Here is a 21,508-nt window from a genome sequence, read left to right as displayed (position 1 = left end):
AGATCACATATACAGTCGATTTTACTAAAGGATTGAGATGGTTGTGCTCCTGCTATTACTTGTCGCAAATACATTAACTCGAATATCTAAATATTTTTCTATTTTAAAACCATATTTACTTAGGTAATAAAAACAAAGGTCGCCCCCAGTTTTGAGGACGACCTTTTTTGTTTGATGCTATTTCATTTCCGATAAATGGATGGTTGAAATAAAGCGATTCAAAAAAGAGGCAACGAGCTGTTCATACTCTGCTTCATTCTCGTTGAATGATTGTGAATGTTCGCCTGTTTCGAAAAGTTTAAGCATTTTTGGTCCCTTTTTTGCTGCATACATTTCCACAGTCATCGAAGGAAGAATAAACTTATCTTCTAGACTATGGATAAACAAAACAGGCTTTTGAATATTAGTTACTGCTTCTATTGGCATGACACTTCGAAATGAGTAACCATCACGCATGCGCATAATTATATCTGCAATATGAACAGTGATACGTAAATCAATCGGAATAGAATGCTTAACGATGCGATACAGCAACTCTCTAAAATCTGAAAATGCGCAATCTGCAATATAAAAGTCTGCATCATCTCGAATGGAGCCGGCATAAAGCAAAGTTGTCGCTGCGCCCATCGATTCTCCGTGAATACCGATGATTGCAGCTTCTCCAACAATTCCTCTAACTGTTTCTACGATAGCTGCTAAATCAAACTTCTCGTAATACCCGTAGCTTGTCGTTTTACCTCCGGAATCTCCATGACGTCGATGATCGAAAACAAATGTATTATATCCGAGCCGTTCAAACATCCGAGCGTATTTAATAGAGTTCATTTTATTTTCTGTAACGCCATGGCAAATAATAATTGTATTATTTGTTTCAAGGGGCTTTAAAAAAATCCCTTTTAAAGTATAACCATTTGGAGAATCGATAATAAGCTCTTCCTTAGCACAGGAAGTATACCATTCTAAATTAAATCGTTGTGCCTTCGTTTCACGTTCGACAATGAATTTAGGGTCCTTTTGTTTGATATACATAAGCTTATTCGTCATTACTATACCGTAAACAGCTGTCGCTAATAAGGTGGTCGCTAAGCTAGAAAAAACCATTATTTTACGCTTCATCTATTTCACCTCGATTTTCAGAATATTTTTCGACAAGACGTATTAAGTTGTTTTCCCTATAAGTATGTAATAAAACCGAAGTTACTCACATCCTTTTACCTATCTATAAAAAATAATAATAATTTGGTAAAATAAAATAGCGCTTAAATGCGTCACAAGGGTAAAAAGGGGCGATTAAATATGACACAAGAAGTTGTAATCGTAAGTGCAGTTCGAACAGCAATAGGTGCATTTCAAGGATCGTTAAAGGATATTCCAGCACCAGTACTTGGGGGTATCGTTATAAAAGAAGCAGTGAAACGTGCAGGTATTTCAGCTGATTTAGTAGATGAAGTTATTATGGGGAATGTTCTCGCAGCAGGTCTTGGACAAAATCCAGCAAGGCAGGCTTCATTAAAAGCTGGTTTAGCACATGCAGTACCAGCAATAACAATTAATAAAGTATGTGGATCAGGCTTAAAAGCGGTGCATTTAGCAGCACAGGCAATAGCTGTTGGCGATGCAGATATTATTGTGGCAGGTGGCTTTGAAAATATGAGTCAAGCACCATATGTGTTGAAAAATGCGCGTGAAGGATTCCGTATGGGCGATCAAAAAGTGGTAGACACAATGATTCAGGACGGTTTATGGTGTGCGCAAAATGATTATCATATGGGAGTTACTGCTGAAAATTTATGCGAAGCGTATTCGATTTCACGTGAGGAGCAGGACATTTTTGCAGCTCGTTCACAGGCACGCGCAGCAGCTGCCATTGAAGCAGGGAAGTTTGTGGATGAAATTGTTCCAGTTGAAATTCCGCAGCGTAAAGGAGAACCTGTAATCTTTGCGCAGGACGAATATGTTAAGCCTAGCACAACAGTAGAAAAGTTAGCGGCTTTACGCCCAGCGTTTAAAAAAGACGGTTCTGTTACAGCGGGGAACGCTTCAGGCATTAATGATGGCGCAGCAGCACTTGTCATAATGTCGAAGCAACGTGCAATCGAGCTTGGACTTACTCCAATGGCAACTATTGTAGCAAATGCAAGTGTTGGAGTGGATCCACAAGTTATGGGAACGGGTCCAATTTTGGCAGTGAAAAAGGCATTGTCAAAAGCAAATAAAACGCTTGAGGAAATGGATTTAATTGAAGCAAATGAAGCGTTCGCTGCACAGTCAATAGCAGTTGATCGCGATTTGCAGTTTAATCATGATAAACTAAATGTGAACGGTGGAGCTATTGCACTTGGTCATCCAATTGGTGCAAGTGGTGCACGTATTTTAGTGACGCTACTACACGAAATGCAGAAGCAAGAAGCACATCTAGGGCTAGCTACGTTATGTATCGGCGGCGGACAAGGTGTAGCAACAATCGTTCAACGTTAATGAAATAAGTAGGTGAATACAATGGGAAAGAAGAAAAAACTAGGTCAAAAGCAAGCAGCTCAACCAAAAGCTGAAAAAGAGCAAGCACTAACTTTACAAGATCAGCTTGGTGGCGATGTATTAGCAAAATTAAAGGCAGCAAAGCAAACGCTTGTAGATAAAGAAAAGGCGGAAGAAGAAGAACGCCAAGCACGTCAAGCTTTTGAACGCAAGCAACGTGAAAAGAATATGAGCTTTGAGGAATTGCTAAATCAATACGGTGAAAATGGCTCAAAATATTAAATAGAGAAAGTAGTCTCAAGTTTGTTTTGAGACTACTTCTTTTTTTCGGAATTTCAATAATAGAGCTGCAATTAATATAAACGAAATCGCACCTTGCATATCAAGTAGTACATCTTGGAAAACCCCCGTACGACCCGGCATAAATGATTGGTGTATTTCATCGAGTGAGGAAATAATAAACACTGTTGCAATTGCGAGTATAGAAGGCATGCGCCATTTTAATTTGCGATAAAGTAAATAAAAAATGACTCCGACAATCCCAAAACCGACAAAATGGGTTGCCTTGCGAATTAAAAATTCTACAAAATAATAATAGCCACGTGTTTCGACGGAAATCGTAGTTCCCCAATATTGAATTTCAATAGAACTAATTAGTTCTTCAAAAGGCTTATTTGCTAGCAATGTTCGAAGCTCAGGGACAATAGTTTGTTGTTCGTAGGGCATATTTGATGCAAATGCAACAACTGCAATAGCAAGTATTGCAAGGGAAATAAATTTTTTCATCGGTGCTCAGTATACACTTCCTGTTTAGTCATTTGAGTAGCTAGATGTAATGACGTAACGTGCTGTGCTTGTTTATAAGAGTTGAAATTCTCGATTAGCTGCTGTTCAGTGCGTGCGCCAATTACAGTAGATGCAATTGCTTGATGCTGTAAATTAAACGCAAATGCTAGTGCATGCAACGAGCCGTATTGTTGTTCGAGTTCCGTTAGTATTTTAGCTAACTCAGCCTCAGTATAGCTCATAAAAGGCTTTAATCGTTGACGCCATTCACTTGTTAGTAAGCCTTTTGCAATAGAGCCGCGTGTAACAACTGAAGCACCATTTTTCACAATGCAATCAAACCACTCTTCTGCACGTCTATCTAGCAAATTGTATTGCATCATATTACTAATTGCTTGACTGTTTTCGAGAAAAGGAACAAAAACATTTGGGCGAATAGAAGAAATGCCGTATTCACGAATAAGCCCTTCCTTTTTAAGTTCATCAAACGTATCAATGACAGCATCCAAATTATCTTCAATAGTACCGCCATGTAGCTGATACAAATCAATATAGTCAGTTTGTAAGCGGCGTAAACTTTCTTTGACAGCGTGCTTTATATATGTAGGAGATGCATCCCACGTCCATCCATCAACGCCTTCTCGCCAGTGATTACCGACTTTTGTTGCGAGAATAATGTTTTTACGATGTGGTTTTAGTAATGTACCGATTATTTCTTCATTAAAACCACGTTCGTAAAGATCGGCGGTATCGAAATAATTTATTCCTATATTAAGTGCGGTTTCTAAAATATGTCCGGCTTCGGCAAGATTTGTTGGTAGCGACATGCAGCCGAGGCTTAATTTAGAAATTTTGAGTGAGCTATTGCCTAGAAATCTAGTTTTCATATAGAGTGCTCCTTTTCTATCGTGCATAATTACAACATAATGTTACAATGATTGTATCATGTACGACAAGCGAGGCGAGATTAAGTGAAAAAGTTTGAAGAAAAATCGATAGCATCAGAGGCGATATTTAAAGGACGAGTTATCTCATTAAAAGTAGATGATGTAACGTTACCTAATGGCATGACTACGAAACGTGAAATAATAAATCATCCTGGAGCTGTAGCAATAATAGCACAAAAAGACGATGGGAAAATTATTTTAGTAGAACAATATCGGAAAGCTTTGGAGCGTTCTATCGTAGAAATTCCAGCCGGTAAATTAGAGCCTGGTGAAAAGCCGGAAGTGACAGCACGAAGAGAATTGGCAGAAGAAACGGGCTATGATTGCAAGGAGCTTACATATTTACAAACGTTTGCGACTTCTCCAGGTTTTGCTGATGAAGTTATTCATTTATTTGTGGCAAGAGGCTTGTTTGAGCTTGCCGAAAAGGCAGAATTAGATGAAGATGAATTTGTAGAATTATTGGAAGTGTCTATAGAAGAAGCAGAAGAGATGATGCAGCGCGGTGACATTTACGACGCAAAAACAGCATATGCAGTCATGTGGTTAAAAGCAAATAAGATGAAATAAAGTTTTGCATAACAAGCTTGGACAAGCATAAGTTGGTTGTAAGGGGGCTTGATCATTGCGGACAAGTAGTATCGTACAATTTACTGTTATGATTGCACTAAGCTTTGTATGCGGCGTTATATGTTTTCAATTATTTGACTTACAACAGGCGACGGCACTTATAAACTTAATGGATGCGCGTATTTTACAACAAGATGCACCTAGTATATGGCAAACAATCTTGCCACTAGCGATTTCGATTGTTATTGTGGTATTATTTGCAACGCACCCGTATTGCGCATTTATAGCGAAATGGCTCATTGCATTACGCGCTACATTTTTAGGCTTTAGTTCAGTTTATTTATTAGCGCAGCAAAAATCTTTATTAGCTTACGGTATATGGTGGTTTCCTTTTCAATTTATTTATTGTATTTTACTTTTAGCGATTTGTTTAATCGTTTCAACTAAAACAAGAAAGATGCCAAAAAGAGGCATTTTAGCACCTAGAAGGTTAATTGTAATGATAATTGTCTTTATTGTGGTCGCTTGCTTTGAACTCGTCGCAATATCGTACGTATTTAAATAAATCACTATCTTGTCATCAGTTTTACTCATTTGGTATAATAGAATGAGTTTAGGAGGGCGTCGCATGGAGAGCCGTATTGATCGTATTAAAAAGCAACTGCATAGTGCTAGCTATAAGCTGACGCCACAGCGAGAGGCGACAGTGGCAGTTCTACTCGAACATGAGGAAGACCATTTAAGTGCAGAGGACGTTTACTTATTAGTAAAGGAAAAAGCACCTGAAATTGGTTTAGCAACAGTGTATCGTACATTAGAGCTGTTAACGGAGCTTAAAATTGTCGATAAAATTAATTTCGGTGATGGTGTATCACGTTACGATCTTCGTCAAGAAGGCGCAGCGCACTTCCACCACCATTTAGTTTGTATCGAATGTGGTGCAGTTGATGAGATTCAAGAAGATCTACTTGAAGATGTAGAAGCAGTAGTAGAGAGACGTTGGAATTTTATCATTAAAGATCATAGACTAACATTCCACGGTATTTGCTGGCGTTGCAACGACAACGATGGAGACAGCGAATAGAAAAGCGTGAAGAAACGAGTAGCTGAGGGGCTGCTCGTTTTTTATTTTGTCTCTTTTTATACATATTGTTGATTTGATAACGGTTCTATAATAATTGTTGAGTTATGTACACAATTTTGCCCAAAAAAAGCTCAAGATCACACTTTATTGACATAAGATCAAAAAGCGGGTTCCCATGAGCGAAAAGCGTGTTGCCACGGGCGAAAAGCAGGTTCCCACGAGCGAAAATTAACCTCCCACTGGCGAATCGTTATTTTTGTCATGGTATGTAGTAAGTATTTGTTTATGGATTTTATAATAGTCGAAATGCGATTCCACCAATAGGGGACACAGCGTATTCTAGTAAAGAGAATTTAACTTATTTACATATTGAACAAGAGCAGTTTTCAAAATACAGAAAAAATTAAAACGCTTGCCAAAGAACGTTATAAAATCGAGGCTAGAAAAAAGTGAATAATAGACCAAATCTTAAGGTACTTTCTGTTCAAATTTAAGTGCCCTCGATAAGTACGTGCGGAAAATCAAATTGTTTTGGTCCCATCCGAATCAATTTAGTTGGAGCCGTGCCCCAGGAAAGCGTTCGAACTAGAATAGAAATCAACGCCCCCATTCATAAATGGTGCAATAAATTTTAATTCTTCAAAATTAGTACCCCACATTTGATGTAAAACCATACTAATCACTAACGTCGCGTTAAATTAACTTAAATAGAAATTCCTATATAATCCCTATATTTAGGTGGAAAACATAGATTGGTAAATATTAATTATTTTCTATAAATAGATATTTTTTCTATCAAATTTTTGTTATCAATTCCTAAACAATTGAATTTTAAAACCGATAGTTGTTAAAGTAATGCTGTTTTATACGATTGGGAAAAAGGAGTTATCTATATATGTTTAAATCTGTAAAAACCAAAATTGTCATGACGGTCATGGTACTCTTTTTAATAGGGATAGGTTTAATGACAGTCATTAGCAGTACACAAGTCAAACAAACAACAGCAAAAAGTGCTAGTGCAGCTAGTGAAGCTCTAGTCAACGAAATTAGCTTTGCTATAGAAAATTATCTTGGTCAATATGGAAAGGGTATCGGACAGTTGTCTACAACATCACCAGTAATGGATGCTCTTTCCGGCAAAGAGACTGCAACAAATACTAGTGCCCTTGAACAAGAATTTAGGAACTTTTTAAGCTTCTACGAAGATGCAGCCTCTGTTTACATAGCTCTTCCTACGAAGGAAGTAATTATCATGCCAAAAGCTGATGTCACAGCTAACTTGGATCCAACAACACGTGAATGGTATCAAAATGCAGTTACAAATCCAGAAACTAACAACTGGTCAAAACCATACACTGACTCAGTAAGTGATGAATTAGTTGTTACGGTCTCTAGGGCTATCCAATCGAATGGCAAAGTCATCGGGGTTCTTGCACTTGACATTCAACTGAATGCGTTAACAAACAAAATAGTGTCTCAGGATGTAGGTTATGGTGGCTACCCAATGGTGCTGGATAAAGATGGTACAGTAATCGCCCATCCTTCTAGTAATGGAGCAAATTTAATGGATATACCCTTCGTCAAAGACATGTATAAAGTAGGTAATGAACGGAATATTTCTCACTTTTTATACGAAGGTAACGATTATGTAAATGTCTATACGACTTTACCGGACATTGGTTGGAAAATTTCCGCCGTTTATGAGGAAAAAAATATAAATGCGACAGCAAACCATCTCCGGAATTCAATGATCTTTGTCGCACTCGTAACGTTACTTATTATTTTCGCTGCATTATTTCTCACAATTAGCCGAACTATAAAACCTATTGGTGAATTAAAATCACTGATGAATTCTGTATCACAAGGAGATTTGACGGTACGTTCTAATATTAAGACAAATGATGAAATTGGGGAGCTTGGAGCTAATTTCAATACGATGATTGATAATATGAATGCCATTATTTCCGTTGTAAACGATTCTGCTTCCGATGTTCGTGCTAGCTCTGAAAACTTGAGTGCAGTTGCGGAGGAAACAAGTGCATCAAGTAAAGAAGTTGCAGATGCCGTTACGGAAATTGCAGAAGGTGCATCGAGATCAGCAGAAGATGCAGAAGTGGTAACTGAACGTGCGGATCTGCTTTCACAGCAAATTAATGAAATTACAACAAAAGCAGGGATCATGTCTGATATTGCAACTAAAGCAGGTGGCATGAATACGAATGGACAAGGTCAAATGCAGCAGCTGAAACAATCTTTTAGCGATTGGGGAACTAATTTACAGTCCGTGGCTGAAGTCGTTAGCACACTTGAAACGAAAGTAAAAGCAATAGGTGGCGTTATGGAAACAATTACAGAAATTTCGTCCCAAACGAATCTCCTTGCATTGAATGCCAGTATTGAAGCTGCACGAGCGGGTGAGCATGGCAAAGGATTCGCTGTAGTTGCCGCAGAAGTTCGTAAACTTGCCGAACAATCAGCACGCTCTACAGAAGAAGTAAAATTGACTGTTCAGGAACTACAAGCTGAATCTAGACTAGTTACTCAACAAATGAACGAAACACGTGAAAACTTCCTTCGTCAAGGTACAGTTGTCCATGATACCGAAATTACATTTGGTGAAATTTCAAAATTGATGGCAGTCATGCAAGATTCGATTGATGAAGTTTATATAGAAATTCAAAAAGTAGCTATGCATAAAGATGATGTTGCTGAGACGATTCAAACGATGGCAGCTACATCTCAAGAAACAGCCGCTGCATGTGAAGAAGTTAGTGCCTCAACAGATGAACAGCTCCGGGCTATTCTATCTATTTCGATTGCAGCAGAAAAATTAACAGGATTAAGTGAAGAATTAAGCTTTGCTGTAAATCGCTTTAAAGTCTAATCGAAGTAAACTTTAAAGTTACAAATAGTTAGTGGTAAATGCAATTGAAAAAACCACTCCTACAGTGTAAAATTACACTAAAGGGGTGGTTTTGTGATTTTTGTTCATTCAAAACGATTTATCGTCTTTTTGACATCTGTTGCTATATATGTAGGGTGTTTATTAATACTTAGGTTTTTTCCAGGTACAAACGTTTTATTCCCTGCTATACTCTCGATCTTAGTGATGCCTACAGCCTTAATTTTAACGGGTGCTAAATACGCACCTAAACCGTTTAATAACTTTACAACTTGGTTTGGTGTTGTGTTTATTGGCATTTGTATATTAAATGCAATAGGACAGGATGATAAAAATTTACTCATTAGTTTACTATCATTCGATGTTGTATTTAGTAGTCTAGTATACAATGATACGATTAGACCTTATATATTTAACGAAGAGCAATTCACATTAATAGGCTATTTTATTCGGGTTGGATTAGGGATGATATACGGAGCAGTTATAGATTTAATAAAGTATGTCAGTATAAGTACCAAAAAGCATAATGTTTCCAAGTCCTTGTAGTATAATATTTACTACAAGGTTTTTTAGTTAAAGGAGATATTGGGATGAACGCATTTACAGACCCGATTGCAGATTATATTCATTTTATTCGTGTAGAGCGGCAATTATCTGACAATACACTCGCATCATATAAGCGTGATTTAGATAACTACGCCCTGAATTTACAAGACCAGCAACAATTAACTTCTTTTAATGCTGTTACACGTCAACATATACTTCTACATTTAGAGGAATTGCGTACGCAAGGAAATTCAGCACGTACAGTTGCTCGACATATTTCATCAATTCGGTCATTTCATCAGTTTTTACTACGTGAAAAAGTGACAACAACAGATCCTACTGTCCATCTTGAAATGCCGAAAATTGAACAAAAGCTTCCGAAAGTACTTTCTATACAAGAAATTGATGCATTAATTGCCGCACCTAACCGTGGCAAACCACAAGGAATACGTGATGTAGCAATGTTAGAATTGCTTTATGCTTCTGGGATGCGTATAAGCGAGCTGGTAGACCTCGATTTAGAAGATGTCCATTTAACGATGGGCTTCGTTCGTGTATTTGGTAAAGGTGGGAAGGAGCGTATTATCCCACTTGGCAAAGGAGCTATTGAAGCATGTAAAACGTATTTAGAGCGTGCCCGCTATGAACTACAAGGAAAGTATCCAAAGACAGATGCGTTTTTTATTAACCAAAGAGGAAAACGACTAACTAGACAAGGGTGTTGGAAACTGCTGAAAGAGCATGCGCAGAAAGCTAATATTCATCATGAGCTTACACCACATGTTCTGCGCCATTCTTTTGCGACACATTTAATTGAAAATGGAGCTGATCTTCGTGCAGTACAGGAAATGCTCGGTCACTCCGATATTTCTACAACACAAATTTATACCCATGTGAGCAAAACAAGACTATCAGAAGTGTATAAACAATTCCATCCTCGGGCATAAAATCAAAAAGGATTATGAAATATCAAGGTTAGCAAGAAAAAATAATTTAAGTCGGATGTCTGACCTTTATTTCTGAAATATTTTTGGTAAAATAGTATTTGTAAGAAAGAGGAGGACGTTTTTAATATGAAACCGTTTAAAAAAATACATGTCATCGTTATGGACTCAGTTGGTATTGGTGAAGCACCTGACGCTGATAAATTTGGTGACGTAGGATCGCATACATTAGGACATATCGCACAAAAAATGAATGGATTAACAATGCCTAATATGGCTACATTAGGCTTATCAAATATTCGTGAATTACAAGGTATAAAAAAGGCTGAACAACCGACAGCTTTCTACGGTATGATGCAAGAAGCGTCTGTTGGCAAAGATACGATGACAGGTCACTGGGAGATTATGGGCTTAAACATCGACAAACCGTTTAAAGTATATCCTGAAGGTTTTCCAGCTGAATTAATCGCTAAATTAGAAGAACAAACAGGACGTAAAGTATTATGCAACTTGCCATATAGTGGTACAGCTGTGCTTGAAGATTACGGCAAAGAGCATATGGAAACAGGTGCAATTATCGTTTATACATCGGCAGACCCTGTATTACAAATTGCTGCACATGAGGAAATCGTACCTTTAGAAGAACTATATAAAATTTGTGAAATCGCACGTGAATTAACATTAGACCCGAAATATCTAGTTGGTCGTGTAATTGCACGTCCTTTTATTGGTACTCAAGGCAACTATATACGAACTTCAAACCGTCATGATTATGCATTAACACCATTTGGCCGTACGACAATGGCAGAGATGAAAGATGCTGGCTTAGATGTCATTGCGATTGGTAAAATTTCTGATATTTTTAATGGTGACGGGGTAACAGATGCAATTCGAACTAAAAATAATACAGATGGAATGGATAAAATGGTGGAAGTTGTGCACCGTAATTTCCACGGTATAAGCTTCCTTAACTTAGTTGATTTTGATGCTAATTTTGGTCATCGTCGTGATCCAATCGGGTACGGTGAAGCATTAGAGGAATTTGATCGCCGTTTGCCAGAAGTATTAGATGCATTAACAGAAGAGGACTTGCTTATTATTACAGCTGATCACGGGAACGATCCAACATTCCCTGGAACAGACCATACACGTGAATACGTACCATTAATTGTTTATTCGCCACGCTTTAAAGCAGGTGCTGAGCTACCACTGCGTGAAACATTTGCAGATATAGCAGCTACAATTGCAGAAAATTTTGGCGTTAAAGCGCCTGAATTTGGAACGAGCTTCTTAGGAGAGCTGAAATAAGGAGGACACTTTAATGAGAATGGTGGACATTATTGAGAAAAAACGTAATGGCGAAGCACTGTCAACAGAGGAGATTCGCTTTTTCGTAAATGGCTACACACAAGGAGAAGTGCCGGATTATCAAGCAAGCGCCTTATGTATGGCAATTTATTTTCAAGACATGAATGACCGTGAACGAGCTGATTTAACGATGGCAATGGTCGAATCGGGTGACCAAATTGAGCTGTCTAACATTGAAGGAATTAAAGTTGACAAGCATTCTACGGGTGGAGTAGGCGATACGACAACATTACCACTTGCTGCTATGGTTGCTGCTGTAGGCGTACCAGTAGCAAAAATGAGTGGTCGTGGTTTAGGACATACAGGTGGTACAATTGACAAACTTGAATCGATTGACGGTTTCCATGTAGAACTTTCAAACGAGCAGTTTGTCAAACAAGTAAATGATATTAAAATGGCGGTTATTGGACAAAGTGGTAATTTAACGCCCGCGGATAAAAAATTATATGCATTACGTGATGTAACAGGAACTGTATCAAGCATTCCGTTAATCGCGAGCTCTATTATGTCGAAAAAAATTGCTGCTGGAGCAGATGCAATTGTCTTAGATGTAAAAACGGGCGACGGCGCATTTATGAAAACGGTAGAAGATGCAAAGCTATTAGCTGAAGCAATGGTGCAAATTGGCAATAATGTCGGGCGGAATACTATGGCAATTATTTCAGATATGAGTCAACCACTTGGCTATGCAATTGGTAATGCGCTTGAAGTGAAAGAAGCAATTGATACATTAAACGGTGAAGGACCAGCTGATTTAAATGAGCTATGTTATACATTAGGTTCTCAAATGGTCGTGCTTGGCGGAAAAGCAAGTACAATTGAAGAAGCGCGTGAAATGCTTGAAGAGGTTGTAGCAAATGGTGCAGCTCTTGAAGTTTTGAAGAAATTTATCACAGCGCAAGGCGGTGACGCTTCTATTGTTGATGAACCATCGAAATTACCACAAGCGAAATTTATTACAGAAGTTGTTGCAAAAGAAGCAGGTTACGTGGCGAAAATCGAAGCGGAAGACATCGGTACAGCAGCGATGCTTTTAGGAGCCGGACGCGCTACAAAAGAATCAGAAATCGATTTAGCAGTTGGTCTAGTGCTACGTAGAAAAGTAGGCGATTATGTCGAAGCTGGGGAATCTTTAGTAACAGTTCATGCAAATAGTGAAGATATTAATGAAGTAATAGAAAAAATATACACGCATATCCATTTATCGAAAGATCCAGTAGTAGCACCGAAATTAATCGAGGCAATTATTACAAAATAGCATCATTGACACCATCTGAAAGAGAACTCTTTTAGGTGGTGTTTTTTTATCGGTGAGAAGAATCCTACACCCTGATTAGATGCGAATGGTTTGTCAGCGGAAGTCGGTAAGAACAATTTCTTCTCTACTACAGGGGAGGCAATTGATCAGGCGATTTATGCAATTCATCGTGAAAAATGTCAAGGGTGTAGACATTTTGCGTTTAGAGAATGTCAAGAGCTTTCCAATTCAATAGCAAATTAAAATAAAGCCTATAAAATTAGAGTCTTTCTAATTATATAGGCTTTTTTATGTTTAAAAAAACCAACTTTCTCCCATACTGCCTATAGAAATCTTGCCGTATTTTCACTACTTATACCGAAACTTCACTAGTTTTGTCACTCGCAAAGGAAACATAGAATGCATGTAGAATAAGCGAATGACGAGGAGGCGAAATGAATGAATTATGATATTTCGATGTATACAGGTCAAATTGCAATTATCCGGTTATACGGAGAACTTGACCACCATGAAACCGAAAAAATACGCGCACACATTTCAAAAACGATTTTACAAGGCCAATTAACGACTGTGATTTGGAATTTAGCACATTTGCAATTTATGGATAGTTCAGGTGTCGGACTAATATTAGGAAGAATGCGAGAACTACGTGCGGTAGATGGACAAACGATAATATTAAATCCTTCTGCGACGATGCAAAAAATATTTCAATTTTCAGGTCTAGCACCATATGTTATGCAAGCAGATGAACAAACAGCAATTTTGCATGTAAGGGGGATTGTTAATGGATAACGAAATGACATTATCATTTGTCGCGAGAAGCGAGAATGAAAGCTTAGCAAGAATGGCAATAATGAGTTTTATAGCTCAACTAGACCCAACAATCGATGAGTTATCTGAAATAAAAACGATTATTTCTGAAGCCGTTTCGAATGCCATTATCCATGGCTATGAAGGGGATGAGCGCGGAATCGTAACAATGCATGCAGTTCGCTCTGGCGATACGATTCAAGTATCGATACAAGATTTTGGACAAGGTATTGCTAATGTTGAACAAGCGATGGAGCCGCTTTATACATCGAAAGCAACGTTAGAACGCTCTGGTATGGGCTTTACGATAATGGAAAGCTTTGCAGATGAGCTAGCAGTAGATTCAGCAATTGGAGAAGGGACAAGTATTACGTTTACGAAAAAAATATCGTCTGTTCGCACACCAGTTATGTAAAGGGGAGGTGAGGACAATCGAACAGCCGACTGATGTGTTGTTAACGCAAGTTGAGATGAGAGAGCTCATTAAGCACTCTCAGCAAGGGGATATTGAAGCAAGAAAACGAATGATAGAAGGAAATACCCGGCTTGTTTGGTCGATTGTACAGCGCTTTTCTTCGCGCGGTGTAGAGCTAGAAGATTTATTTCAAATTGGCTGTATCGGCTTAATGAAATCAATTGATAAGTTTGATTTATCATATGAAGTGAAATTTTCAACATATGCAGTACCAATGATTATTGGGGAAATACAGCGATTTTTACGGGATGACGGGATGGTGAAAGTAAGCCGTTCTATACGAGAGCTTAATTTCAAAATCCGACATGCAACTGATGACTATATGAAGACGCATGAAAAACCACCTTCAATTTCTGAGCTGGCTGAGCGAATAGGTGTCACACAGGATGAAATATTAATTGCCGCTGATGCGATGAGGGATCCTGCTTCCTTGCATGAACAGCTATTTGAAAATGATGGGGATTCGATTACGTTGATGGATCAGATGCGCGATGAAAAGTCACAGTTACCTTTTGATTATATACCGCTCAAGGAAATGCTGACGAAGCTTGATAAACGTGAACAGTCAATCATTTACTTACGGTATTTTGCTGATTTAACTCAAACTGAAATCGCCGAACGTTTAGGGATTTCTCAAGTACAAGTATCGCGTCTTGAGAAAAAAATACTTGCTCAGCTGAAACGATGGATGGATGTAACAACTACAAAGAAGACGGTGAATAAATGACAAATAAGCTTTTTACATCTTTAGATGAAGCAGAACGATTTTTAAAAGCGAAATTTGGTGTTGATGAGTCTTTTGATGTATGTATTAAACGAGTATACATTAAAAACATGAAAGCACTTTGTGTCTATATATCGGGTTTAGTAAGTGGCGATACTATAACGGAACTGCTCTCCAATTTACAATTTGAAGAGGATGAAGATATTGCAGATGAAGAAGCCTATTTTTTCGCCCATTTTAACTTTTATGGCACAGATAAAATGGAATCTATCGAAGATTTTTTATTAGCAGTTCTAAGTGGCCGTATTGGGTTTATAACGGAGAATGGCTTTTGCTATGGATCAGAATTCCGAAATTATCCAGGTCGCAATCCAGAGGAACCTGACAATGAGAAAGTAATTCGCGGTTCTCGTGATGGTTTTGCAGAAAATATTATTCAAAATGTTGCACTAATTCGTAGACGTATACGAAGCACTGAATTACGTTTTCAAATGTTTCAAATATCAAATGTAGGAAAAACTGATGTGTCCATTTGTTATTTAAATGACATCGTGAATACCGATCATCTACAATGGGTTCGCGAGCGCTTTAAACAAATTGATCATGACGGATTAACGATGGCAGATAAATCGTTAGAAGAATGGCTATTTAAACAAAAATTTCATCCACTGCCGTTCGTTCGTTATTCAGAAAGACCCGATATTGTAGCGGCTCACTTATTAGAAGGACATATAGCTATTGTTGTCGACACGTCACCGTCCGTTATGTTAATGCCGGTGACGATGTTTCATTTATTGCAGCACGCTGAGGAGTATAGGCAAGCGCCATTAATAGGCTCAATGATGCGCTTATTACGTTATATGGCAATGATTTTAAGTCTTGTTCTATTACCTCTATGGTATATTCTTTCTACAGATAATCATTTGCTTCCGGAAAATTTATCATTTTTAGGTGTCGCAGAACCGTCAAATGTACCGTTATTTTTGCAAATTATTATAGCGGATTTAGGTATTGAATATTTGCGTATTGCAGCCATTCATACACCGACTCCTCTATCGACCGCTATGGGATTAATTGCAGGAATAATTATCGGGCAAATTGCAATTGACGTAGGACTCTTCTCTAGTGAAGTTGTATTGTATACAGCAATTGCAGCTATATTTACATTTGCAATTCCGAATTATGAGCTAAGTGTTTCGATTAAGGTGTTTCGTATCTTTATACTAATTATGACTGCTATACTGGGGATAAATGGATTATTTATTTCGTTATTTATTGTTTTTTCGTATTTATGTTCACTGCGTCCGATGCAAGTGCCATATATGTGGCCGCTCGTTCCATTCTTTCCAAAAGCCTTCTTACGTGTAATTATCCGTTTCCCAATGTCCGACGATGCGCCTAGGCCGTTTGTAGTCGGCGCAAAACAGCGGAAACGTGTTTGAACGTACATTGCACACGTCTCTCTCCTATGTTAAAGTTCAACATATAATATTTTGCGACTTTTGAGAAAATTTAGTTGCGAATGACTGATAGAGGAGAGAGATGAATGCATTTATATGGGACACAGAGCTTTACTGAAGAAGGGCATTTAGCGATTGGTGGAGTAGATACTGTAGAACTTGCGAATCACTACGGTACACCACTTTTTGTATATGATACAGCGCTAATTCGCAAGCGTGCGCGTGGATTTATTAATACGTTTAAAAAATTAGGCGTAAAAGCAGAAGTAGCTTACGCATCAAAAGCATTTTCGTGTATAGCTGCCTATCAATTAGCAGCACAGGAAAATTTATCGTTAGACGTTGTATCGGGTGGTGAATTATATACGGCTATTAAAGCGGGTTTTCCAGCTGAACGCATTCACTTCCATGGCAATAATAAATCAGTTGCAGAGCTAGAGCTAGCGTTTGACACTGGCATTGGCTGTATCGTTGTTGATAATTTTTACGAAATTGCACTGTTAAAAGAAATTTCTGAAGCAAAAAAACAGCCAATGCGTATTTTATTACGTGTAACGCCAGGTGTTGAAGCGCATACACATGATTTCATTACAACAGGTCAAGCGGATTCAAAATTTGGCTTTGATTTAAATAACGGCCAAGCTGATCGTGCTTTTGCACAGGTAATTGGTCACGAATATATACAGCTACTAGGTTTACATTGCCATATCGGTTCTCAAATTTTTGAAACGGATGGCTTTAGCTTAGCGGCAGGCAAGCTTATGAAAAAAATCGGAGAATGGAAAGAACAGCATAACTTTGAATGTTCGGTACTAAATTTAGGTGGTGGTTTTGGTATTCGTTATACAGAAGAAGATAAACCACTTGAGCCTCACATTTATGTTGAAGAGATGATAAAGACTGTACAAGCTGAGACGTCTGCGCTAAAATTAGCAATGCCGGAGATCTGGATTGAGCCGGGTCGTTCACTTGTTGGCGATGCAGGAACATCTCTTTACACTATTGGTTCTCAAAAGACAGTACCGGGTGTACGTGAATATATTGCAGTTGATGGTGGTATGAGTGATAATATTCGTCCAGCATTATATGATGCGAAATACGAAGCGGTTCTAGCAAACAAGGCGAACGAAGCAAAGGACAGTACATACACTGTTGCTGGGAAGCTTTGTGAATCAGGCGATAAATTAATTATCGACGCACCACTACAAAAAGCGAACCCAGGCGATATTTTAGCGATGTTCTGTACAGGTGCATACGGTTATTCAATGGCTTCAAACTATAACCGCGTACCTCGACCAGCTGTAGTATTTGTAGAAGCGGGTGAACATCAGCTAGCAATTAAGCGTGAAAGCTATGAAAATATCGTACAAAATGATCTCCCGTTAACATTAAAAAAGGATGATAAATAGTTGAATATTTCGAAGTGGAAGTTATTAGCAGGCTTTTCTGTTTTCTGTTTTTTATGGGCGATTTTATATATTTTCGTGATTATTCCTGTGTTTTTAGTTGACTAACGCTTGTAAATTTATGTCATTGCCTTTTTGCTTATCGTTATGGTAGGATGTGCAATGATAGAAAATGAGGGAATGTTGACATGCTAGTAAGATATAAAAAAGCTCTGGAAAAAATTGCGATGGGTTTACTATCGTTCATGCCGCAAGAGAAAGATGTCAAGCGCTTAATGGAAACGATACAGCAATATGAGCAAGAAGATGACTGGATTTTATATTTGTGGAAAAAGGGAGAGGAGTATGTAGGGATTGTTGGTATACTAGCAGAAGATGCAGTGGCAACAATTCAACATATTACGGTAATTCCATCGTATCGTGGTGAAGGTATTGCACTTAAAATGCTTCAAGAATTACGCGAGCTTGGCCAATTTAAAACGCTTCAAGCAAACGAGGAAACAGAACCTTTTTTACAAAAATATATACCTATACTAAAAGAAGACGAAAAGTAATATTTATTGTAGACAAAGTCATTTTTGGCTTTGTCTACACTTATTTCTAGGATACATATTATTAATGGAAAATCGCCAATACTGTCATGAAAGCACCTTTCAACAGTAAAAGAAGCAGACGTTATTAGTGCCGTCTGCTTCTTTTATTTGCCTCCCGCTCGGCGATTATGGCAGAACGATCTCGCAGCTTATGTTTATCTATTAAATAGGCTAAGTCATGTGGCGTGAGATCCTTTATTTTTTGAGTGACTACTTCTAGTAAATGAGCGTTTGTAATTTGAATTTTAAATGAAATAAATGTTTGGCCAGAATGGATATTCTGTATTGCGAGTTCGATATCTTCATATAATGCTTGCATATCGAGATAGTCAAAAAAAGGGCTTTTTGCGTTTTTCTTTAGTAGTGTTAGAGACTTGTTTAAAACACGGTATGCCCCCTGTTCATTTCCGCGTCGCCAATGATACATTGCTGTAGCGAGCTGCACAAAACCGACAAGTGCATGCTCTTTATTTCCGGGTGCTTCTATTTTCCAGTACTCTTCTAACACTTCATGGCATTCAAAATAATCTTGATTGCCGTTAAAATATGTACAATAATCAACAAACAACGGATGAAACGATGGATGCATTGTTATCACCTTTCCTTTATACTAATAACGTTAAAATAAATTATAATAAATTTTTTCATGAATCTCGACAAGAAACGACAGGTGGTAGTAATATGTCCTATGAAGTAAAGTTAGATGCTTTTTCCGGACCACTTGATTTATTATTACATTTAATAAATCGGCTGGAAATTGATATATATGATATTCCCATGGCGGAACTGACAGCGCAGTACATTAACCATATACATGCAATGCAAGTGCTTGAGTTAAACGAGGCGAGCGAATATTTAGTAATGGCTGCTACGCTACTAGCTATTAAAAGTAGAATGTTATTGCCGATCCATGAAGGTGAAATGGATGAAACGGAATTTGAAGTTGATGGATCAGACCCTCGTGATGAGTTAGTAACGCGCTTAATCGAATATAAAAAATATAGAGAAGCTGCAGCAGAATTACAAACATTAGAAGCAGAGCGGGCACAAGTATATACTCGTCCACCTACTGATTTATCAGAGTTTATGCCAGATGAGCAGCTAGCGCTATTTGAAGCAAACGTGAATGTATATGATATGTTAGGTGCTTTTCAAAAATTACTTCGCCGAAAGCAATTAAAAAAGCCGTTACAAACCCGTGTAGCGCGCCAAGAAATGTCAGTAAAAGAACAAATGACTGCGATTGTCAGCTCGCTCAAAAAAACAGGGGGACGCGCAAATTTTTCAGTGCTATTCCCTTATGAAGATAAGCCGACATTAATCGTAACATTTTTATCACTTTTGGAACTAATGAAGCGCCAAGTCATTTTTGTAGAACAACAAAATAACTTCGAAGATTTTACAGTACTTTTACAAAAGGAGGATATTGGCGATGAACTCGAAGAAATTATTGAGTAAAATTGAGGCTTTGCTTTTTGTCGTAGGTGACGAAGGTATGACAGCAAGACAGCTTTCGCAATATTTGGAAGTTGATTTAATGGATATAGAAGCAGGACTAAGTGAGCTTGAAACGCAATATAATGAGAATGAAGCGTGTAGCATTACATTAAAACAACTTGCTGGTACATATCAATTAACGACGAAACCAGAAATGGCAGATACGATAAAAAAGCTAGTAGAAAATCCAACAAGCCAAGTATTAACAACAGCTTCTATTGAAGTACTAGCGATTATTGCGTATAAACAACCTATTACACGTATTGAAGTGGAAGATCTGCGCGGTGTAAAAAGTGAAAGACCGATTCAAACACTTGTGTCACGTGCTTTAATTCAAGAGGTAGGGCGTGTAGAAGGGACAGGGCGTGCTATTTTATACGGTACGACGAAGGAGTTTTTAAATTATTTTGGTCTAAAAGAAATAACAGATTTACCGCCACTACCTGAAGGATATGACACTGAAGAGGAGCGAGAAACGGATTTATTTTTAACGAAATTCCAAGAAGCATTTAATGAGTAAAGGAGTGTACGTTTGAAAAAATGGCTACTAGTCATAGTGTTATTTTTGCTAATGCAACAGCCTGCACAAGCAGGGGGACACGCGTATGCGGTTATTGATGCAAAAACAGGTAGGTTGCTGTCAGGTACAAATGTAAATGACGAACTCCCAATTGCAAGCTTAACGAAAATGTGGACTGCGTTAATTGTTATTGAAAATAGTGATTTGAAAGATGTTGTCACCGTATCAGAGAAAGCATCATTAGCTGAGGGCTCTTCTATTTATTTGCAAGCAGGTGAAACATATACTGTTGAAACGCTATTATATGGGCTTATGCTGCGTTCTGGTAACGATGCGGCATACGCGCTTGCTGAGCATGTTGGCGGCTCAGTCGAAGGATTTGTACACTTAATGAATCAAAGGGCGCTTTTTGCAGGATTATCGCATACGAAGTTTACCAATCCATCGGGTTTACATCATGAGGAGCATTTATCGAGCGCCTACGATACAGCGAGAATGCTACAAATTGCTATGAAAAATAAAACGTTTAAAAAAATTGCTACAACAGTTGTGTATAACGGGAAGTACAGTTGGAAAAATAAGCATAAGCTATTAACGCAAAATAATGGAGCAATTGCAGGCAAAACTGGATTTACGAAAGTTGCCGGACGAACGCTCGCTACTTTTTTTGAGCGAGATCAAAAACAATTTATTGTTGTTACATTAAATGAATCAAATGATTGGCAAGTACATAATGCACTCGCAAATGATGTATATGCGAATTATGCTGAGCGTACGATTGTCAAAAAAGGAACATACTATGTTTCAGGAGAGAAAATTATTGTACAGGAACCAATTAAACTGCTTGCGACAAAAGATGAGGTAGAAACGTTGCGCCACGTAGTTTATTTACCGACGAATCCGAGCAATAAAAATGCTACTTGGTACGTGTATGATGAAGGGCGTCCAGTGCTTTCTGTTCCAGTCAAAAGAAAATGAGACAGCTTTTTTAAGCCGTCTTATTTTTTTATGTGACAAATTTGTAACTTTAATTGAACATACGTGATCGATTTAAGTTGTTTCTCTTTAATAATGAGAAAAAGTATGCCATAATTTTGAACAGATTCAAGCTTTGGCTAATTAGAAATTGTATACATTTAA

At 38.0% G+C, this 21,508-nt stretch carries 23 protein-coding genes; 19 read left to right on the top strand and 4 right to left on the bottom strand.

Features of this window, described 5'->3' with window-relative positions:
* Positions 1–177: 177 nt before the first annotated feature.
* On the bottom strand, positions 178–1,116 hold the full coding sequence (locus tag AAFN87_RS07580) for an alpha/beta hydrolase (protein WP_347790436.1): 939 nt from the start codon (positions 1,114–1,116) through the stop codon (positions 178–180).
* 180 nt (positions 1,117–1,296) lie between these two features.
* Here AAFN87_RS07580 and AAFN87_RS07575 point away from each other — a divergent pair, with 180 nt between their 5' ends.
* Positions 1,297–2,478: an acetyl-CoA C-acetyltransferase gene (locus tag AAFN87_RS07575; protein WP_347790435.1), complete on the top strand. Its 1,182-nt coding sequence runs from the start codon at positions 1,297–1,299 to the stop codon at positions 2,476–2,478.
* A gap of 21 nt (positions 2,479–2,499) precedes the next feature.
* A complete protein-coding gene (locus AAFN87_RS07570) occupies positions 2,500–2,760 on the top strand; it encodes a YqkE family protein (RefSeq protein ID WP_347790434.1) in 261 nt (86 codons plus the stop codon).
* Positions 2,761–2,775: 15 nt separating this feature from the next.
* Here AAFN87_RS07570 and AAFN87_RS07565 read toward each other — a convergent pair whose 3' ends face one another.
* Both AAFN87_RS07565 and AAFN87_RS07560 read right to left on the bottom strand, forming a co-directional pair.
* On the bottom strand, positions 2,776–3,264 hold the full coding sequence (locus AAFN87_RS07565) for a VanZ family protein (RefSeq protein WP_347790433.1): 489 nt from the start codon (positions 3,262–3,264) through the stop codon (positions 2,776–2,778).
* Positions 3,261–4,151, bottom strand: coding sequence for an aldo/keto reductase (locus AAFN87_RS07560; protein WP_347790432.1), 891 nt, complete (start codon positions 4,149–4,151; stop codon positions 3,261–3,263). The genes AAFN87_RS07565 and AAFN87_RS07560 overlap by 4 nt, the downstream gene beginning before the upstream one ends.
* A gap of 84 nt (positions 4,152–4,235) precedes the next feature.
* On the opposite strand from AAFN87_RS07560, the gene AAFN87_RS07555 reads away from it, so the two are divergent.
* From AAFN87_RS07555 to AAFN87_RS07490, 14 genes are all read left to right on the top strand, one after another.
* Positions 4,236–4,781, top strand: a complete 546-nt coding sequence (locus tag AAFN87_RS07555; protein WP_347790431.1) for an NUDIX domain-containing protein — start codon at positions 4,236–4,238, stop codon at positions 4,779–4,781.
* Between the two features lie 55 nt (positions 4,782–4,836).
* Positions 4,837–5,346 (top strand): hypothetical protein, encoded by a 510-nt coding sequence (locus tag AAFN87_RS07550; RefSeq protein WP_347790430.1) that lies wholly within the window; start codon positions 4,837–4,839, stop codon positions 5,344–5,346.
* A 63-nt stretch (positions 5,347–5,409) separates the two neighbouring features.
* A complete protein-coding gene (fur, locus tag AAFN87_RS07545; RefSeq protein WP_347790429.1) occupies positions 5,410–5,865 on the top strand; it encodes a ferric iron uptake transcriptional regulator in 456 nt (151 codons plus the stop codon).
* An 895-nt stretch (positions 5,866–6,760) separates the two neighbouring features.
* Positions 6,761–8,749, top strand: coding sequence for a methyl-accepting chemotaxis protein (locus tag AAFN87_RS07540; protein ID WP_347790428.1), 1,989 nt, complete (start codon positions 6,761–6,763; stop codon positions 8,747–8,749).
* Between the two features lie 93 nt (positions 8,750–8,842).
* On the top strand, positions 8,843–9,313 hold the full coding sequence (locus AAFN87_RS07535; RefSeq protein WP_347790427.1) for a hypothetical protein: 471 nt from the start codon (positions 8,843–8,845) through the stop codon (positions 9,311–9,313).
* 44 nt (positions 9,314–9,357) lie between these two features.
* Positions 9,358–10,260 carry a site-specific tyrosine recombinase XerD gene (gene xerD, locus AAFN87_RS07530; protein ID WP_347790426.1) on the top strand — a complete coding sequence of 301 codons (903 nt, stop codon included), beginning with the start codon at positions 9,358–9,360 and terminating at the stop codon, positions 10,258–10,260.
* A 126-nt stretch (positions 10,261–10,386) separates the two neighbouring features.
* Positions 10,387–11,565 (top strand): phosphopentomutase, encoded by a 1,179-nt coding sequence (gene deoB, locus AAFN87_RS07525; protein ID WP_347790425.1) that lies wholly within the window; start codon positions 10,387–10,389, stop codon positions 11,563–11,565.
* A 13-nt stretch (positions 11,566–11,578) separates the two neighbouring features.
* Positions 11,579–12,883 (top strand): pyrimidine-nucleoside phosphorylase, encoded by a 1,305-nt coding sequence (locus AAFN87_RS07520; protein WP_347790424.1) that lies wholly within the window; start codon positions 11,579–11,581, stop codon positions 12,881–12,883.
* A gap of 438 nt (positions 12,884–13,321) precedes the next feature.
* Positions 13,322–13,675, top strand: a complete 354-nt coding sequence (locus AAFN87_RS07515; RefSeq protein WP_347790423.1) for an STAS domain-containing protein — start codon at positions 13,322–13,324, stop codon at positions 13,673–13,675.
* Entirely contained in the window at positions 13,668–14,108 is a 441-nt protein-coding gene (spoIIAB, locus tag AAFN87_RS07510) for an anti-sigma F factor (protein WP_347790422.1), read from the top strand. The genes AAFN87_RS07515 and spoIIAB overlap by 8 nt, the downstream gene beginning before the upstream one ends.
* A gap of 7 nt (positions 14,109–14,115) precedes the next feature.
* Entirely contained in the window at positions 14,116–14,895 is a 780-nt protein-coding gene (locus tag AAFN87_RS07505) for a SigF/SigG family RNA polymerase sporulation sigma factor (RefSeq protein ID WP_347790421.1), read from the top strand.
* Complete coding sequence (locus AAFN87_RS07500; protein WP_347790420.1) at positions 14,892–16,334, top strand: spore germination protein; 1,443 nt, start codon at positions 14,892–14,894, stop codon at positions 16,332–16,334. Before AAFN87_RS07505 ends, AAFN87_RS07500 begins: the two co-directional genes overlap by 4 nt.
* Before the next feature lie 104 nt (positions 16,335–16,438).
* On the top strand, positions 16,439–17,761 hold the full coding sequence (lysA, locus tag AAFN87_RS07495) for a diaminopimelate decarboxylase (protein WP_347790419.1): 1,323 nt from the start codon (positions 16,439–16,441) through the stop codon (positions 17,759–17,761).
* 185 nt (positions 17,762–17,946) lie between these two features.
* Positions 17,947–18,312: a GNAT family N-acetyltransferase gene (locus tag AAFN87_RS07490; RefSeq protein ID WP_347790418.1), complete on the top strand. Its 366-nt coding sequence runs from the start codon at positions 17,947–17,949 to the stop codon at positions 18,310–18,312.
* Positions 18,313–18,436: 124 nt separating this feature from the next.
* On the opposite strand, the gene AAFN87_RS07485 is transcribed toward AAFN87_RS07490, so the two are convergent.
* Positions 18,437–18,940 carry a DUF309 domain-containing protein gene (locus AAFN87_RS07485; RefSeq protein WP_347790417.1) on the bottom strand — a complete coding sequence of 168 codons (504 nt, stop codon included), beginning with the start codon at positions 18,938–18,940 and terminating at the stop codon, positions 18,437–18,439.
* A 92-nt stretch (positions 18,941–19,032) separates the two neighbouring features.
* Between AAFN87_RS07485 and AAFN87_RS07480 the strand changes: the two genes are divergently transcribed.
* From AAFN87_RS07480 to AAFN87_RS07470, 3 genes are read left to right on the top strand one after another with little or no spacing between them, the layout of a single operon-like run.
* Complete coding sequence (locus AAFN87_RS07480) at positions 19,033–19,809, top strand: segregation/condensation protein A (protein WP_347790416.1); 777 nt, start codon at positions 19,033–19,035, stop codon at positions 19,807–19,809.
* Positions 19,784–20,368, top strand: coding sequence for an SMC-Scp complex subunit ScpB (scpB, locus tag AAFN87_RS07475; protein WP_347790415.1), 585 nt, complete (start codon positions 19,784–19,786; stop codon positions 20,366–20,368). The genes AAFN87_RS07480 and scpB overlap by 26 nt, the downstream gene beginning before the upstream one ends.
* A 12-nt stretch (positions 20,369–20,380) precedes the next feature.
* Positions 20,381–21,346 carry a D-alanyl-D-alanine carboxypeptidase family protein gene (locus AAFN87_RS07470; RefSeq protein ID WP_347790414.1) on the top strand — a complete coding sequence of 322 codons (966 nt, stop codon included), beginning with the start codon at positions 20,381–20,383 and terminating at the stop codon, positions 21,344–21,346.
* Positions 21,347–21,508: the final 162 nt, after the last annotated feature.

This window comes from Solibacillus sp. CAU 1738 (assembly GCF_039888725.1).
Taxonomy (GTDB): domain Bacteria; phylum Bacillota; class Bacilli; order Bacillales_A; family Planococcaceae; genus Metasolibacillus.
The sequence above is the reverse complement of the archived record's forward strand: the minus strand, read 5'-3'. Positions and strand labels throughout refer to the sequence as shown.

Excerpts from the sequence above, each read along its gene's own strand:
- deoB (WP_347790425.1), top strand. The coding sequence starts at position 10,387 with ATGAAACCGTTTAAAAAAATACATGTCATCGTTATGGACTCAGTTGGT.
- AAFN87_RS07515 (WP_347790423.1), top strand. The coding sequence starts at position 13,322 with ATGAATTATGATATTTCGATGTATACAGGTCAAATTGCAATTATCCGG.
- AAFN87_RS07485 (WP_347790417.1), bottom strand. The coding sequence starts at position 18,940 with ATGCATCCATCGTTTCATCCGTTGTTTGTTGATTATTGTACATATTTT.
- AAFN87_RS07520 (WP_347790424.1), top strand. The coding sequence starts at position 11,579 with ATGAGAATGGTGGACATTATTGAGAAAAAACGTAATGGCGAAGCACTG.
- AAFN87_RS07560 (WP_347790432.1), bottom strand. The coding sequence starts at position 4,151 with ATGAAAACTAGATTTCTAGGCAATAGCTCACTCAAAATTTCTAAATTA.
- AAFN87_RS07575 (WP_347790435.1), top strand. The coding sequence starts at position 1,297 with ATGACACAAGAAGTTGTAATCGTAAGTGCAGTTCGAACAGCAATAGGT.
- scpB (WP_347790415.1), top strand. The coding sequence starts at position 19,784 with ATGAACTCGAAGAAATTATTGAGTAAAATTGAGGCTTTGCTTTTTGTC.
- AAFN87_RS07480 (WP_347790416.1), top strand. The coding sequence starts at position 19,033 with ATGTCCTATGAAGTAAAGTTAGATGCTTTTTCCGGACCACTTGATTTA.
- AAFN87_RS07580 (WP_347790436.1), bottom strand. The coding sequence starts at position 1,116 with ATGAAGCGTAAAATAATGGTTTTTTCTAGCTTAGCGACCACCTTATTA.
- spoIIAB (WP_347790422.1), top strand. The coding sequence starts at position 13,668 with ATGGATAACGAAATGACATTATCATTTGTCGCGAGAAGCGAGAATGAA.
- AAFN87_RS07565 (WP_347790433.1), bottom strand. The coding sequence starts at position 3,264 with ATGAAAAAATTTATTTCCCTTGCAATACTTGCTATTGCAGTTGTTGCA.
- xerD (WP_347790426.1), top strand. The coding sequence starts at position 9,358 with ATGAACGCATTTACAGACCCGATTGCAGATTATATTCATTTTATTCGT.
- AAFN87_RS07540 (WP_347790428.1), top strand. The coding sequence starts at position 6,761 with ATGTTTAAATCTGTAAAAACCAAAATTGTCATGACGGTCATGGTACTC.
- AAFN87_RS07490 (WP_347790418.1), top strand. The coding sequence starts at position 17,947 with ATGCTAGTAAGATATAAAAAAGCTCTGGAAAAAATTGCGATGGGTTTA.
- fur (WP_347790429.1), top strand. The coding sequence starts at position 5,410 with ATGGAGAGCCGTATTGATCGTATTAAAAAGCAACTGCATAGTGCTAGC.
- lysA (WP_347790419.1), top strand. The coding sequence starts at position 16,439 with ATGCATTTATATGGGACACAGAGCTTTACTGAAGAAGGGCATTTAGCG.
- AAFN87_RS07570 (WP_347790434.1), top strand. The coding sequence starts at position 2,500 with ATGGGAAAGAAGAAAAAACTAGGTCAAAAGCAAGCAGCTCAACCAAAA.
- AAFN87_RS07500 (WP_347790420.1), top strand. The coding sequence starts at position 14,892 with ATGACAAATAAGCTTTTTACATCTTTAGATGAAGCAGAACGATTTTTA.